Genomic DNA, 13,162 nt, shown 5'->3' with positions numbered 1-13,162 from the left:
GCGAGAACGTGGTGAAGCGATGCGCCGCCACCCTTCATTCCGCGCAATGCCGTTGCCCGGGTAGCGCGGCGATCGGCGAGCACGTCGTCATACACGCACACATTTATGTATGGTGACGACTGGGCCAGAGTTGCGTGCCTCGGCTGTGGCCTATTCAGACCCGGATGACACAGCACATGACAGGAGAACGCAGTGGCAGAGCGGTTGGCGGGCAAGGTGGCGCTGATTAGTGGGGGCGCGCGGGGGATGGGTGCCTCGCATGTGCGGATGCTGGTGGACGAGGGGGCCAAGGTCGTGTTCGGCGACATCCTCGACGACGAAGGCAAGGCAGTGGCGGCAGAGGTCGGCGACTCGGCTCGTTACCTGCACCTCGATGTCACGAAACCCGACGACTGGGATGCCGCGGTGGCCGCCGCACTGCACGAGTTCGGCAGCCTCGACGTGCTGGTGAACAACGCCGGCATCATCAACATCGGCACCTTTGAGGACTACGCGCTGGCCGAATGGCAACGGATCCTCGACATCAATTTGACCGGTGTGTTTCTCGGCATCCGTGCCGTGGTGAAACCGATGAAAGAAGCCGGACGAGGCTCGATCATCAACATCTCTTCGATCGAAGGTATCGCCGGCACGATCGCCTGCCATGGTTACACGGCAACGAAATTCGCTGTCCGGGGTCTGACCAAGTCGGCGGCACTGGAGCTCGGGCCCAGCGGAATCCGGGTGAATTCGATCCATCCCGGCCTGATCAAGACCCCGATGACCGAGTGGGTTCCCGACGACATCTTCCAGACCGCGCTCGGCCGGGCTGCCGATCCTAAGGAAGTCTCCAGCCTGGTGGTCTATCTGGCCAGCGACGAGTCCAGCTACTCCACGGGTTCGGAGTTCGTGGTCGACGGCGGCACCACCGCCGGTTTGGGGCACAAAGACTTCTCCGCTGTGCAGACGGACGCACAGCCGGAGTGGGTTACGTAGCCTTCTTCCGCGAGACGGTAACTGGCAACGCGTTTCTCGACTAGCGCCGTCCGCAGTGACAGTCTCGCGACGCAATCGCTAGACGAGCTCTTCGGATCTCTCGGCCGGCTTCGGCCATGGCGATGGAACCGGGCGCTGCCGCACCCGTTGTGGCCACCAGAACCACTTGCCCAACAGCGCGGCAATGGACGGCGTCATCAGCGACCGCACGATCAGCGTGTCGAAGAGCAAGCCCAGACCGATCGTGGTGCCGACCTGACCGATGACGGTCAGCTCGCTGACCGCCATCGTCATCATCGTGAAGGCGAAGACGAGCCCCGCCGAGGTGACCACGGAACCGGTGCCGCCCATCGACCGGATGATTCCGGTGTTCAGGCCGGCGTGAATCTCTTCCTTGAAACGCGCCACCAACAGCAAGTTGTAGTCGGCGCCCACGGCAAGCAGGATGATGACCGACATCGCCAATACCATCCAGTGCAGCTCGATGCCGATGATGTGTTGCCAGATCAGCACCGACAGCCCGAACGACGCGCCCAATGAAAGCAGGACGGTTCCGACGATGACCGCCGAGGCCACCACACCTCGAGTGATGATCAACATGATGATGAAAATCAAGCAGAGCGAGGCGATTCCGGCGATCAGCAAGTCGTAGGTGTTGCCGTCACTGAGGTCCTTGTAAATCGCCGCGGTGCCCCCGAGATAGATCTTGGAGCCCTCCAGTGGCGTGCCTTTGAGCGCTTCGTAGGCAGCCTTCTTGATCGCCGCGATATGCGCAATGCCTTCTTGAGACATCGGATCGCCATCGTGGCTGATGATGAACCGCACGGCGTGGCCGTTGGGGGAGATGAAGTTCTTCATGCCCTTTTTGAACTCGGCGTTGTTGAAGATCTCCGGCGGCAGATAGAACGAGTCGTCATTCTTGGACGCGTCGAACGCCTTGCCCATCGCGTTCGAGTTCTTCTGGGCCTCATTCTGCTGATCCTGCAGACCCTTCTGGGTCGAATACATAGTCAGCATCGTCGTTTTCATGGCCTTCATGTTCTCGATCATCGACGGCATCAGCGCCACCATCTGAGGCATCAAGGTGTCGAGATGATCCATGATCGGAAGCAGGCTCTCGATGTCATCGGTCATCGTGTCAATGCCGTCGAGGCCGTCGAAAACCGAGCGCAGTGACCAGCACACCGGAATGTCGAAGCAGTGCTTTTCCCAGTAGAGGTAGCTGCGGATCGGCCGGAAGAAGTCCTCGAAATCGGCCATGTGGTTGCGTAATTCGTTGATGTCGATCGTCATGTCGTGCATCTTCTTGACCATCTGATGCATGTCGTTGGACATCTGCACGGTGATGCTTTGCATCTTGGTCATGCTGTCGATCGTCGTCTGCATCATGTCGGCCTGCTTGAGCATGTCGGCCATCTGGTCTTCTTGGTACTTCTGGTTCATCTGCTGGGTGACGCCCTGCATGCTCATCTGGAACGGGATCGAGGTGTGCTCGATCGGCGTGCCCTCGGGCCTGGTGATGGCTTGCACGCGACCAATTCCCGGTACCCGGAAGATCGTCTTGGCGATCTTGTCGATGACCAAGAAGTCGGCGGAGTTGCGCAGATCGTGGTCGCTTTCGATCATCAGCACTTCGGGATTCATGCGGGCATGCGAAAAGTGCCGATCGGCGGCGGCATATCCCTCGTTGGCCGGCAGATCGTCGGGCAGATAGTTGCGGTCGTTGTAGTTGGTACGGTACCCCGGCAGTGTCAGCAGGCCGACGAGTGCGATCCCGATCGTCATCACCAGGATCGGCCCAGGCCACCGCACGATAACTGCGCCGATCTTGCGCCACATCCGAATACGTTGCGTGCGTTTGGGTTCGAGCGTCTTGCCGAAACGCGTCGCCAGCGTGATGACCGCGGGCCCGAGTGTCAAGGCCGCCAGCACCACCACCACCATGCCGATGGCCAACGGGATACCCAGCGTCTGGAAGTACGGCAGGTTGGTGAAGTGCAGACAGAACGTCGCGCCGGCGATCGTCAGGCCCGAGCCGAGCACCACATGCGCGGTGCCGTGGAACATGTCGTAATAGGCGTCTTCGCGGGAATCGCCCTTACCCCGGGCTTCCTGATATCGGCCGATCAGAAAGATCGCGTAGTCCGTGGCGGCCGCGATCGCCAATGTGACGATCAGGTTGGTCGCGAAGGTCGACAGCCCAATGATGTTGTAATAGCCCAAGAATGCGACCATTCCGCGTGCGGCCGACAGTTCCAGTACCACCATCACCAGCGTGAGCAACACCGTGACGATGGACCGGTAGACCAGCAACATCATCGCGATGATCACGGTGAACGTGCACATCGTGATGATTTGCACGCTGCGGTCACCGGCCACATGCTGGTCGGCTGAAAGCGCGGCGGGTCCGGTGACGTAGGCCTTCACCCCGTTGGGCGCAGGCACACTTTTGACGATGTTCTGAACCGACTCGACGGACTCGTTGGCCAGCGACTCGCCCTGGTTTCCGGCGAGATAGACCTGGACATAGGCGGCCTTGCCGTCGTTGCTCTGCGCACCCGCCCCGGTCAGTGGGTCACTCCACATGTCCTGAACGTGCTCAACGTGTTTGGTGTCGGCGTCGAGCTTCTGGACGATTTTGTCGTAGTAAGCGTGCGCCTCTGCGCCGAGCGGCTGTTGCCCCTCGAGAACGATCATGACCGAGCTGTTCGACTTGTATTCGTTGAACACAGCGCCCATGCGCTTTGTCGCGACCACCGATTGTGCATCGTCGGGGGCCATCGAGACCGAGCGCATCTTCCCGACCGTGTCCAGGTCCGGGACGATCGTGCTGAGCACCGCGATCAGTGCGATCCAGCCCAGGATGATCAGTACGGCGAATTTCCGGATGAAGCGCGGGATCTTCTCCCGCACCGGCTCTGCGGCGGTGGGGAGCGCGTCGGTGCGGGCGTCGTTGAACGTGGTACTCATGCGGATTTCACCAGGCAGAAGGTCAGGGCGTGCACGCCGGTAGTTATCTTCTCGTCCTTGATTTCGTCATCGATGGTGATGCGGCACCCGAGGTAGTCACCGTCGCTTTGCGCCGACAGGTTTGGGAAGACCGACGGAGCGGTGGTCTTGAGGACCATCGTCCAGGGCAACGGCGCACCGTCGATCCGCTGCGGGTCGGCCGACAGATCCAGGTAATTCACGTTCGCGTGGCTCGCCGAGCCGAAGACCTCATACTTGACGACCTTGGGCTTGAACGGCTTGGAGTCGTCGAGCCGCGGGCTCGTCAGGACGCCGGTGTCGTTGGCGCCGAAGAAGGACTTGACCCGGACGACGGCAAAGCCACCGACCACCACCACCGCCACGATCAAGAGCGGCAACCAGGCGTTGCGCACAATCTTCGATAGCAACAACTACGTGAGTCCTTTTCTCGTCACCATCGTGTGGCCAACGCCCGCATAACCCGCGGACCCTCGAGCGCACGAGCCGCTTGATTCGGCATCGGAGTTCGGCCCCTGCCGTGACGTGGCGCCCGATCGTTGCGTGCTGATGAAGCTGACGACGCGCGCCGGCGATCGTCTCCGGTACCGCCGCGTGCCTCGCTGCGCGGAAGCGTCCCCGAACTCCGCCACCAGCGCATACTACATGATCTGCATATCTTGCAGATCATGCAAGATTTCTCGGCGGTGTTTCAGATCACTCTGTGAAGATGCTGTTCACCAGGGCAGCGGCCCGCTCGACATACGGCATCGGCGTGTCGTCGGGATCCACCGACTCGCTACTCGCCCACTTTTCGAGGCCGGAACGTACCGCGGTCAGCGCAAGTGCGGAAATCAGGGCGGCCATCTCGTCGTCCGGCTTCATGTCCTGACGGCGCACGATGATGTCGGTCAGCTGAAGCTGAAAGCGCTCCAGGTCCGCGAGGAACGCGGCCAACACCGCCGGGGAGGTTTTGGCGAGTTCGAGCATATGGGCCGCCTGCTCGCGCAGTGGCGGCACATCGCGCAGATGGTGCGCTGCCAGGGTGATCAGCTCTGCCAGCACCACCGAGTACGGGGCGGGCCCGGCCGCGACGAAATCCGCGACCAGCTCGGCCGGAATGTCCGATGGGCCGTAGGCGATGGCCGACTCTTTGTTCGGGAAGTAGTTGAAGAACGTGCGCGTCGAGATTCCGGCTTCGGCGCAGATTTCCTCGATAGTCACCTTGTCGAAGCCGCGCTCGAGGGCCAGCCGCACCGCGGCGTTGCGGATGTCTGCGCTGGTTTCGCGGCGACGCCGCTCACGCAGTCCCATCGGGTTGGCCATCCCCCCATGGTTGCACGTTCTGCACATTTTGCAGTCAACTGCTCCTTAAGAGGAGCGCTCAGCCCGGCCGATCCTCCGCCGGGGCTGCCAAAGCGGCCCAGAGGTGATCGCGCTGGCTGGCGAAGAATCTCGCCGAGATCGGCGCCTTTTCCACGATGTTGTCGAACGCGTGAAACGCGCCGGGGGCGATTTCCTCGTGGACGGGCACGCCCGCCTCGCGTAGCCGCCGCGCGTAATCGAGGCACTCCTGATAGAAGAGGTCCAATGTCCCGACGCCGATCCACGCCGGCGGTAGCCCGGAAAGATCCGTTCGACGCCCCGGGGCCGCCACGATCGGATCCGCTCCGTCGAGGTACCACCGCCAGGCCTGTTGGTTATCGCCTTCGGTCCACATAATCCGTTTGCGGCCGTCCCCATTTGCGCCGGTGCGATCGTCGAGCATGGGATACACCAGCATCTGGTAGGCGAGTTTGACGTCGCCGCGGTCGTGCGCGCGTTGGGCCAGTGCTGCCGCGAAATGCCCACCGGCGCTTGCCCCGCCGACGGCGATTCGTTCGGGGTCGACCCACCGCTGGCGGGCGAGCCACAGCAGTGCCGCATAGCAGTCGTCGACCGGTACCGGGTACGGATGCTCGGGTGCGAGGCGGTACTTGACGGCAGCCACCGCGACACCGGTGAGACGAGAAAGCTTGCGGCAGAACTTGTCATCCTGGACAGGCGTCCCCATGATGGTGCCGCCGCCATGGATCCACAGCAGCGCGGGTGCCCGGTCGGGGAGGCCAGTCGGACGATGCAGGCGGACTTTGACGTGTTCGTTGACCGCGACCACCGGTACATCGCGGAGCCGGCCGGCGTTGCCCAGGACACCCATGATGGCTCGCTGAACCTTGTACCCGCGATGCAGGGCGTATCCCCGGGGCAGCAGGCGGGCCACCTTACGCAGATCGGGATCCACGGTTTGTGGTCCGGTGAAGGCATCCTCAGGCAGGGCATTCGCCATGGGTGTTCTCTGTTCCCTTACGCCGGCAGGCCCCTTTGACCATACACAGCGAGAATTCTGTTCGACGCGGGGCTAGCGGGCCGCGTCATCAATCTGAACGGGGTATCCGGCGCGCAAGATTCCCACCGTGGACGGCGGGGTGAGCACCGTGGCCTGGCCGCTCGCAGGCCGAAGTAACTTGCCCCGGTAGATGTTGTCTTGGTCCCAGACCGCGAGGTGGCCGCCGACGACGACGGCTGGTCCGAAGTCTGTGACCACGAATGCGCCGTCGGGCAGATCGATCCAACAGGCGCGATGGCTGGTCTTGTCGCGCCGTTCTCGGTGTAGCTGGGCGTCCATTTTCGTGGCGTAAGTCGTTGTCGCAGAATGTGTTTCGTTCCATAACGATCGATAGGTCAGGTAGGCGTGGTGGCGGCATTCACCGCACGGACGATGTCCGGCAGCCAGCGCGACCGCCTCGTCGAGGAAGAACAGCGGCGTGTAGCGGTCGGGTGCCCACTGCGCCACGCGGCGGCCCCGGAACGACAGCACACAGGTAATCCAGGTCTTGTGCTGATGGTTGCGCACGACGTCGCGGCTGGCGTGGCCTTCGTGCAGTCGCCCGCGGTTGCCCATCCAGGCGCCCCGGCCGGGAGCGGCGATGATCACGCCCGACGGTGAGACGCGGTTGCGCGCCGGCCCTGCCGTCGTCATCCCCGGTGCTCAAGGTCGAGCAGCAGGCGTTTGGCGACGGGTCCGCCGCGGTAGGCGCCCACGGCACCGTCGGATCGGATGACCCGATGACACGGCACCACGATCGGGATCGGGTTGGTCGCGCACGCGGTGCCCACCGCGCGCACCGCGTTGGTAGAGCCGGCGAGTCGCGCCAGTGTGGCATAGCTGGCCGTGGCGCCGTAGCTGACGTCGGTGTGGAGGTGCTCTAGCACCGTGCGCCGAAACCCGTGCGACAGTGACCAGTCCAGCGTGACGTCGAAGGTGTGCCGGCGGCCGGCGAAGTATTCGTCGAGCTGTCGCACGATCGGATCCAGCCGCGCCGGCGCCTCGAGCATCCGCGGACTGATCCGCTCCGACAGCGTCAGCAGCACGCCGTCGCGGTCTTCGTTCGCGAAAGCTACCCTGACCAATCCGAGTGGGGTGGCGGCCAACAGCAGCGGCCCGACTGCGGAATCCACTGTGCGATAGGCGATGTCGAGCATATCTTGGGACTGGGCGTCCCGTTCTAGTCGGGTGTGCAGGCGACGCAGATGATTCGCATCGACGGGGTAGAGGTGGGCGAGTTCAGTCGAGGCCATATTCATTCCTTGTGGTGTCGAGCAGGGGATAGGTGCGCCGCAGGGTTGCGATGCCATCGGCTGCGGCCCGGCGGGCAGCGTCAACGCTGCTGTCGAGGATCGTTGCGATCTCGGCGTAGGGCAGGCCCGCCAGATAGTGGTAGGCCACGGCGTGACGTTGCTTGGGCGGCAGTGCACCGACGGCCGCATCCAGGTCGAGATCGTGTCCATCGGCTCGTTCCCCGGCGGGGGAGTCGGGGGTAGCGGCGACCGGAATGGCCCGCTTTGCTGCCGCTCGAGTGATGTCGATGGCCTTGCGGTGAGCGATGGTGACCAGCCACGCCTCGACATTGGCCTCGGCCGGCAGTTGCGGGTAGGCCTTCAAGGCGGCCAAGAAGGTGTCCGACCAAGCATCGTCGGCGTCGCTGTGGCCGACCACGGCGCGCACCACCCGCAACACTGTCGCGCCGTGTTGCGCCACGACGGCCTCAAACGGCATCTTCACCTGCTGGTTGGCATTCACCGTGATGTCATCGGTTGGTACGGCTGATCATGTGATCTCCTCTTGTTCCTGATGGGAAGACGTCGGCGGATCGTGAAATGTGAGAAATCAATTCGCATCCCATCTCACGCCGCCGGACCGATGATCGTCTACGGGCAAAGGAGGTTCAACGATGACAGCGCGACACACGATGATCGAAAGCCCGTTGGGCGAGCTGACCTTGGTCGCTGACGACGACGCCCTGACAGGTGTGTACTTTCGGCATCATTGGCATCCGCCGGCCGCAGATGCCCTTGGCGAGTGCGTCGAATCGGCTGCCGACGACCTGCTTCGTCGCACCACCGAGCAGCTGAATGAGTATCTCGCCGGAGAGCGCACCCGATTCAACCTTCCGATCGCGTTGCCGGGTGACCGCCTTCGGCGCCGAATCTGGGATCGGCTTGGCGGAATCGGGTACGGCCAGACGAAGACATACGGTGAGCTGGCCGCGGAACTGGCCGACGGCACCACCGCATATGACGTAGGCCAGGCGGTCGGGCACAATCCGCTGAGCATCGTGGTTCCGTGCCATCGGGTCGTCGGAAAGGACGGCGCGCTAACGGGTTACGCGGGCGGCCTGAAGCGCAAGCGATTCCTGTTGGAGCTGGAGGCGCCGGCACCCACGTTGGCTGGCAAGCTGTTCTGATGGTCTCGACCTGGCGTAACCGCGTCGATGCCGCCGATTGGGACGCGGTCGCCGCCGATATGAACGACGTCGGCGGTGCACTGCTCCCGGAGCTGTTCACGCCTGCCGAGTGCGCCTCGGTCATCGATTTGTACGCCGACGACAGTCGTTTCCGCGCAATCGTCGACATGGGCCGACACCGCTACGGGCAAGGCGAATATCGCTATTTCAAACAGCCCTACCCAGGTCCGATCGAAGATCTGAAACAGGCGCTCTACCCGCGACTGTTGCCGATCGCACGGGACTGGTGGACGAAGCTCGGGCGGCAGGCTCCGTGGCCCGACACCCTCGACGAATGGCTGGACACGTGCTACCGCGCCGGCCAGACCAAGCCCACGGCACTGATGCTGAAGTACGGCCCGGGCGATTGGAATGCGCTGCACCGAGACCTCTACGGAGAGCTCATCTTTCCGTTGCAGGTCGTCATCAATCTCAACGAGCCGGGCGTCGCGCACACCGGGGGCGAATTCCTGCTCGTCGAGCAACGGGCCCGGGCGCAATCACGGGGGACAGCCACAACATTGCCGCGCGGACACGGCTACGTCTTCACCACCCGAGAACGGCCGGTGCGATCGACCCGAGGATGGTCGGCGGCCCCGGTACGCCATGGTGTGTCCGTCGTCCGCTCCGGCTGGCGCTACACGCTGGGTTTGATCTTCCACGACGCGGCCTGAACACCGCCGCCGCCGGTTGCGGCACGATGGTGAGCATGGAGTTGTACGAGGCTATGCGTTCGACCGCGGCAGTGCGCGAATTCACCGGCGACCCGCTTCCCGATGACGTCCTCGAGCGCATCCTGGATAACGCGCGCTTCGCACCGACCGGCGGCAACCGGCAAGGGGTGCGCGTCATCGTGCTGCGCGACCAGGAAACCCGGGCTGCTTTGGCCGATCTCGGACTTACCGCGGCCCGCCGCTATACCGCCCAGCTCGCCAATGGCGAGTCGCCATGGAACCCGTTGCAGCCGACCAGTTTAGATAAATCCGCGATCGAGGCGGCGCAGGTGCCTGCACAAATGTCGGCGCCGTTTCGCGAGGCGCCGGTCGTGTTGATGTTCCTGGTGAATCTCGGCGTCGTCGCTGCGACCGATCAGGATCTCGATCGCATCGCGGTGGTACCCGGTGCCTCCGTGTACCCGTTCGTGTGGAACGTGTTGCTCGCCGCCCGCAATGAGGGATTTGGCGGAGTGCTGACAACGATGGTTGTCGCCGAGGAACCACGGGCGAAAGATCTTCTCGGCATCCCCGACTCGTATGCCATTGCCGCACTGGTGCCGTTAGGCAAGCCGGTGCGGCAACTTTCGAAGTTGCGACGCCGGCCGGTCTCGGAGTTTGCTACCTGCGACCGGTTCGACGGAGCGCCCTTCGTCGGCTAGCCGGTTGTTCTCTCAAGCGAACGGGCAACCGGGATTCGGGGCATCCTCGGCAAGCGGTTTTCCCACCGGCATGATGTAGATGACTTCGAGGAGCACCGGCGTGCTGCCGAGGTTCCGCCCGATGTGCACGTGGTCGGAACCCGCGGGCTCGACGACTGGATCGCCCGCGTTGTACACGCCGTCAATCGAGCAATCGGCGGCGTAATGGGTGAGTGCGCCGTGTTTGACCGCTCCGACCAGGGTGCCGTCGTGCCAGTGCCAGCCGGTACTGCCGCCGGGCTCGATGGTGATGTCCCGCACGATGAAATCGCGCCCTTCTTGTGACGACTGGCTCATTTGCGCCGAATTCACCCCGGTCGCGGGCGTCGCTGTGCTGCGCGCGGGCGGTAAAGACAGTGACAGCAACAGCATAAGAGCGACAAGCCCTGTGCGGTGTGAACGCATCGGTGTGACTCTCAGCTTCACGTCGTTCCTACCAGCTATTAGGCTGCGGCTACCACGTCGTCACCTCTGCGGATGTATCGCTGCTCAATCGCGAAGTCCGTCAGCAGCTTTCGCATGTTCTTGCGCCCACGGTGGATGCGAGACATGACTGAACCCAGGGGTATGTTCAGGATTTCACCGATTTCCTTGTATCGGAAGCCTTCGACGTCGGCATAATAAACAGCCAGCTGCTGTGACTCTGGAAGTTGTTGAAGTGCCTGGCGCACCTCGGGATCACCGATCGAATCAAGCACTACTGCCTCAGCCGACAATCGTCCCGCCGTCGACTGTGGGGGTCCCGCGGGAATCAGAAAGTCGCTGATGTCGCCGGCCAGCCACTCGGTTGGACGACGTTTGGCGGTGCGGTAGTGGTTGATTCGCGTGTGGTTCATGATCGTGAAGAGCCACGCGCGTAGGTTCGTGCCTTCCCTGAAGGATCCGAATCCGATATACGCCTTGATCATGGTTTCCTGTACGAGGTCTTCGGCGTCGGCGTGGCTTTGGGTGTACCTGCGTGCCGCACGCAATAGCTGATCCCGCAGCGGAATGACGTCGCGTTCGAATCGTGTTGCGAGATCATCGAGCTGGGGGCCTTGCGGGGACAGCGACATGATCATCAACCTCGTAATCTTTGAGCTCGGTTGTGTCTCTTCATCAGAGCAACCGAAGATCATCGTGTCCAATGAATGGTTCTGATCCGACCCATCAAAGTTGGAGATGACGCTTCGATCAGCGTGACCGACGCGCGAAAGAAGCCGTCGGCTAAGGCGACTGGGTTGTCGACTGCTGTCCTGGCCTCGATGCCGACGCCAGGATCAACTCGGCCAGTTTGGCGGCGGCCGGCGAGACCCGCTTCGGTCCGCTCATGGCGAGGTAGATGGGCCACACCAGCCCTGGCTGCAGCGGCACCGCCCGGAGGTTTGGAAAGCGGCCGGCGTCGCTGGCGGGCATGAACATGGTGCCCAATCCGTGTTGCACCAAACTGGATGCGACGCCGTAGTTGACCGCCGCTTCGTACCGGGTGCGCGCCGTAATGCCGGCAGCCGTGAATGCGTTCTCCACGATGCGGCGCAGGCCGAATTCGGCGGGGAAACCGATCAGGTTCTCGTGGGCAAGCTCAATGATGCCGACGCGGTCGCGCTGCGCTAAATGATGATCGGGCCTGCAAACAAATACCATCGGCTCCTCGGCCAGCAGCCGCATGTCAATACTCGTCGGGAAGCGGTCCGGAGCGGAAACGAAGGCCAGGTCGAGCGTGCCGTCGGCGATCGCGGAGAGATGCGGCATCGAACCCGATGGGCTCAGTCGCAGAATGATCTGCACATGGGGATACGTGCGATGAAATTCCCCCAATACCCGCGGGACATCCAGCGCCCCAAAGGATACGAGTGAACCCACCTCGACGGTCCCGGACAGCTCGCCGAGGTAATCGTTGATGGAGTCCTTGGCGAGCCGGGCGCTGTGGACGATGCGGCGCGCATGCTCGCGAAACAGCTCGCCCGCCGGCGTCAGTCTGATCTGTTGCTTGGACCGATTGAACAGCTCTACGCCCAGTTCCCGCTCCAGCTTGCTGACTGACGTCGAGAGAGCGGACTGAACGACGTGGACCCGCTGCGCCGCGCGCGAAAAGTTCATTTCGTCTGCCACAGCGATGAAGTACTCGAGCTGACGTAGTTCCATCCTGGCACACCCTGTCAATGGAGTTGAGGAACATGTCAGTTGTCATCGGTCGGCGTGATGCTGTGCGCATGCTCCAACGAGATGTAACACCCGTCAAGCTGTATTGCGTGCGCTGGCGATCCTGCGGGATTCCTGCCGAGTCGTGATTGCCACTAACTGCTGAAATGGCGATACTCCAGGTGCCCAGACAGGTGCACATAGGAGACGATGAAGTGACACGAATTGCGCCATCCGCAGCCTTTGCCGGGGTGCCCACCGAAGATCTCGGTCAGGGGGATCGAATCAATCTGGGCGTTGCATCCATCGTGAGTCGCCTGCCCGCGGCGGCCGAGGCGCTGGGCGCGTTGACCGCGGCGCTTCGCAGCAACGGGAGTTTGCCGCCCCGGCTTCTCGAATTGGTGCGGCTGCGCATCGCGTTCTTCAATCAGTGCCGAAGCTGCATCGCGGTGCGCTACCAAAGCGCCATTGACGACGGGCTCGACGAGGACGCGGTCTGCTCGCTGGAACGACCAGCCGAGGCGGACAATCTTTCGGATGCCGAGCGATCGGCGCTGCGCTTCGCGGAGTTGTTCGCGACCAACCATCTCGCCATCGACGACGGGGTCTACGACGAGTTGCGTAAGCACTTCAGCGAGGACCAGTTGGTGGAACTCGGTCTGCACTGCGCAATTGCTCTAGGAGTGGGGCGGCTCTCCGCGACGTGGGATGTCAGTGACGATCTGCCGGAATCGAACGGATCGTCCGAGCGCTTGGCGCCCTGGAACTCCGCGTCGGTCGTTGCTGTCCGTTCTCATTGAATCTGGGGCACATTTACTAGTCTGACCTGCATTGCCCCAGATTGGATGAGAATTTCGATCGC

Annotated in this window: 15 protein-coding genes; 5 read left to right on the top strand and 10 right to left on the bottom strand. The window is 62.8% G+C overall.

What is annotated here, in order from left to right; all coding sequences use genetic code 11:
* Positions 1 to 192 precede the first annotated feature (192 nt).
* A complete protein-coding gene (locus ACAG21_RS12110) occupies positions 193 to 975 on the top strand; it encodes an SDR family oxidoreductase (protein WP_370496349.1) in 783 nt (260 codons plus the stop codon).
* 78 nt (positions 976 to 1,053) lie between these two features.
* Here ACAG21_RS12110 and ACAG21_RS12105 read toward each other — a convergent pair whose 3' ends face one another.
* The 7 genes from ACAG21_RS12105 to ACAG21_RS12075 all read right to left on the bottom strand — a co-directional run bounded on the left by ACAG21_RS12105 (position 1,054) and on the right by ACAG21_RS12075 (position 8,038).
* Positions 1,054 to 3,945 (bottom strand): RND family transporter, encoded by a 2,892-nt coding sequence (locus ACAG21_RS12105; RefSeq protein ID WP_370496347.1) that lies wholly within the window; start codon positions 3,943 to 3,945, stop codon positions 1,054 to 1,056.
* Positions 3,942 to 4,358 carry an MmpS family transport accessory protein gene (locus tag ACAG21_RS12100; RefSeq protein WP_096288146.1) on the bottom strand — a complete coding sequence of 139 codons (417 nt, stop codon included), beginning with the start codon at positions 4,356 to 4,358 and terminating at the stop codon, positions 3,942 to 3,944. The genes ACAG21_RS12105 and ACAG21_RS12100 overlap by 4 nt, the downstream gene beginning before the upstream one ends.
* 301 nt (positions 4,359 to 4,659) lie before the next feature.
* Complete coding sequence (locus tag ACAG21_RS12095; protein ID WP_370496345.1) at positions 4,660 to 5,268, bottom strand: TetR family transcriptional regulator; 609 nt, start codon at positions 5,266 to 5,268, stop codon at positions 4,660 to 4,662.
* A 58-nt stretch (positions 5,269 to 5,326) separates the two neighbouring features.
* Positions 5,327 to 6,268 (bottom strand): alpha/beta hydrolase, encoded by a 942-nt coding sequence (locus ACAG21_RS12090; protein WP_370496344.1) that lies wholly within the window; start codon positions 6,266 to 6,268, stop codon positions 5,327 to 5,329.
* A 72-nt stretch (positions 6,269 to 6,340) separates the two neighbouring features.
* Positions 6,341 to 6,961: a hypothetical protein gene (locus tag ACAG21_RS12085; protein ID WP_370496342.1), complete on the bottom strand. Its 621-nt coding sequence runs from the start codon at positions 6,959 to 6,961 to the stop codon at positions 6,341 to 6,343.
* Entirely contained in the window at positions 6,958 to 7,560 is a 603-nt protein-coding gene (locus tag ACAG21_RS12080) for a methylated-DNA--[protein]-cysteine S-methyltransferase (protein WP_370496341.1), read from the bottom strand. The genes ACAG21_RS12085 and ACAG21_RS12080 overlap by 4 nt, the downstream gene beginning before the upstream one ends.
* On the bottom strand, positions 7,547 to 8,038 hold the full coding sequence (locus ACAG21_RS12075) for an RNA polymerase sigma factor (protein ID WP_370496626.1): 492 nt from the start codon (positions 8,036 to 8,038) through the stop codon (positions 7,547 to 7,549). Before ACAG21_RS12075 ends, ACAG21_RS12080 begins: the two co-directional genes overlap by 14 nt.
* A 175-nt stretch (positions 8,039 to 8,213) precedes the next feature.
* Here ACAG21_RS12075 and ACAG21_RS12070 point away from each other — a divergent pair, with 175 nt between their 5' ends.
* From ACAG21_RS12070 to ACAG21_RS12060, 3 genes are read left to right on the top strand one after another with little or no spacing between them, the layout of a single operon-like run.
* The gene (locus ACAG21_RS12070; protein WP_370496340.1) at positions 8,214 to 8,726 is read left to right on the top strand and encodes a methylated-DNA--[protein]-cysteine S-methyltransferase; all 513 of its coding nucleotides are present in this window, start codon (positions 8,214 to 8,216) and stop codon (positions 8,724 to 8,726) included.
* Positions 8,726 to 9,439, top strand: coding sequence for a 2OG-Fe(II) oxygenase (locus tag ACAG21_RS12065; protein ID WP_370496339.1), 714 nt, complete (start codon positions 8,726 to 8,728; stop codon positions 9,437 to 9,439). The genes ACAG21_RS12070 and ACAG21_RS12065 overlap by 1 nt, the downstream gene beginning before the upstream one ends.
* 35 nt (positions 9,440 to 9,474) lie before the next feature.
* Complete coding sequence (locus tag ACAG21_RS12060; RefSeq protein ID WP_370496338.1) at positions 9,475 to 10,140, top strand: nitroreductase family protein; 666 nt, start codon at positions 9,475 to 9,477, stop codon at positions 10,138 to 10,140.
* A gap of 12 nt (positions 10,141 to 10,152) precedes the next feature.
* On the opposite strand, the gene ACAG21_RS12055 is transcribed toward ACAG21_RS12060, so the two are convergent.
* From ACAG21_RS12055 to ACAG21_RS12045, 3 genes are all read right to left on the bottom strand, one after another.
* A complete protein-coding gene (locus ACAG21_RS12055) occupies positions 10,153 to 10,476 on the bottom strand; it encodes a cupin domain-containing protein (protein ID WP_370496337.1) in 324 nt (107 codons plus the stop codon).
* Positions 10,477 to 10,622: 146 nt separating this feature from the next.
* Entirely contained in the window at positions 10,623 to 11,234 is a 612-nt protein-coding gene (locus tag ACAG21_RS12050) for a sigma-70 family RNA polymerase sigma factor (protein WP_370496336.1), read from the bottom strand.
* Positions 11,235 to 11,385: 151 nt separating this feature from the next.
* Positions 11,386 to 12,303 (bottom strand): LysR family transcriptional regulator, encoded by a 918-nt coding sequence (locus tag ACAG21_RS12045; protein WP_370496335.1) that lies wholly within the window; start codon positions 12,301 to 12,303, stop codon positions 11,386 to 11,388.
* Between the two features lie 212 nt (positions 12,304 to 12,515).
* Here ACAG21_RS12045 and ACAG21_RS12040 point away from each other — a divergent pair, with 212 nt between their 5' ends.
* The gene (locus tag ACAG21_RS12040) at positions 12,516 to 13,100 is read left to right on the top strand and encodes a carboxymuconolactone decarboxylase family protein (RefSeq protein ID WP_370496333.1); all 585 of its coding nucleotides are present in this window, start codon (positions 12,516 to 12,518) and stop codon (positions 13,098 to 13,100) included.
* The last annotated feature ends 62 nt before the right edge of the window (positions 13,101 to 13,162 follow it).

It is taken from the genome of Mycobacterium sp. pR1184 (genome assembly GCF_041287235.1).
Classification (GTDB): domain Bacteria; phylum Actinomycetota; class Actinomycetes; order Mycobacteriales; family Mycobacteriaceae; genus Mycobacterium.
The sequence above is the reverse complement of the archived record's forward strand: the minus strand, read 5'-3'. Positions and strand labels throughout refer to the sequence as shown.

Excerpts from the sequence above, each read along its gene's own strand:
- ACAG21_RS12080 (WP_370496341.1), bottom strand. The coding sequence starts at position 7,560 with ATGGCCTCGACTGAACTCGCCCACCTCTACCCCGTCGATGCGAATCAT.
- ACAG21_RS12070 (WP_370496340.1), top strand. The coding sequence starts at position 8,214 with ATGACAGCGCGACACACGATGATCGAAAGCCCGTTGGGCGAGCTGACC.
- ACAG21_RS12065 (WP_370496339.1), top strand. The coding sequence starts at position 8,726 with ATGGTCTCGACCTGGCGTAACCGCGTCGATGCCGCCGATTGGGACGCG.
- ACAG21_RS12045 (WP_370496335.1), bottom strand. The coding sequence starts at position 12,303 with ATGGAACTACGTCAGCTCGAGTACTTCATCGCTGTGGCAGACGAAATG.
- ACAG21_RS12060 (WP_370496338.1), top strand. The coding sequence starts at position 9,475 with ATGGAGTTGTACGAGGCTATGCGTTCGACCGCGGCAGTGCGCGAATTC.
- ACAG21_RS12090 (WP_370496344.1), bottom strand. The coding sequence starts at position 6,268 with ATGGCGAATGCCCTGCCTGAGGATGCCTTCACCGGACCACAAACCGTG.
- ACAG21_RS12050 (WP_370496336.1), bottom strand. The coding sequence starts at position 11,234 with ATGTCGCTGTCCCCGCAAGGCCCCCAGCTCGATGATCTCGCAACACGA.
- ACAG21_RS12085 (WP_370496342.1), bottom strand. The coding sequence starts at position 6,961 with ATGACGACGGCAGGGCCGGCGCGCAACCGCGTCTCACCGTCGGGCGTG.
- ACAG21_RS12075 (WP_370496626.1), bottom strand. The coding sequence starts at position 8,038 with ATGCCGTTTGAGGCCGTCGTGGCGCAACACGGCGCGACAGTGTTGCGG.
- ACAG21_RS12055 (WP_370496337.1), bottom strand. The coding sequence starts at position 10,476 with ATGAGCCAGTCGTCACAAGAAGGGCGCGATTTCATCGTGCGGGACATC.
- ACAG21_RS12095 (WP_370496345.1), bottom strand. The coding sequence starts at position 5,268 with ATGGCCAACCCGATGGGACTGCGTGAGCGGCGTCGCCGCGAAACCAGC.
- ACAG21_RS12105 (WP_370496347.1), bottom strand. The coding sequence starts at position 3,945 with ATGAGTACCACGTTCAACGACGCCCGCACCGACGCGCTCCCCACCGCC.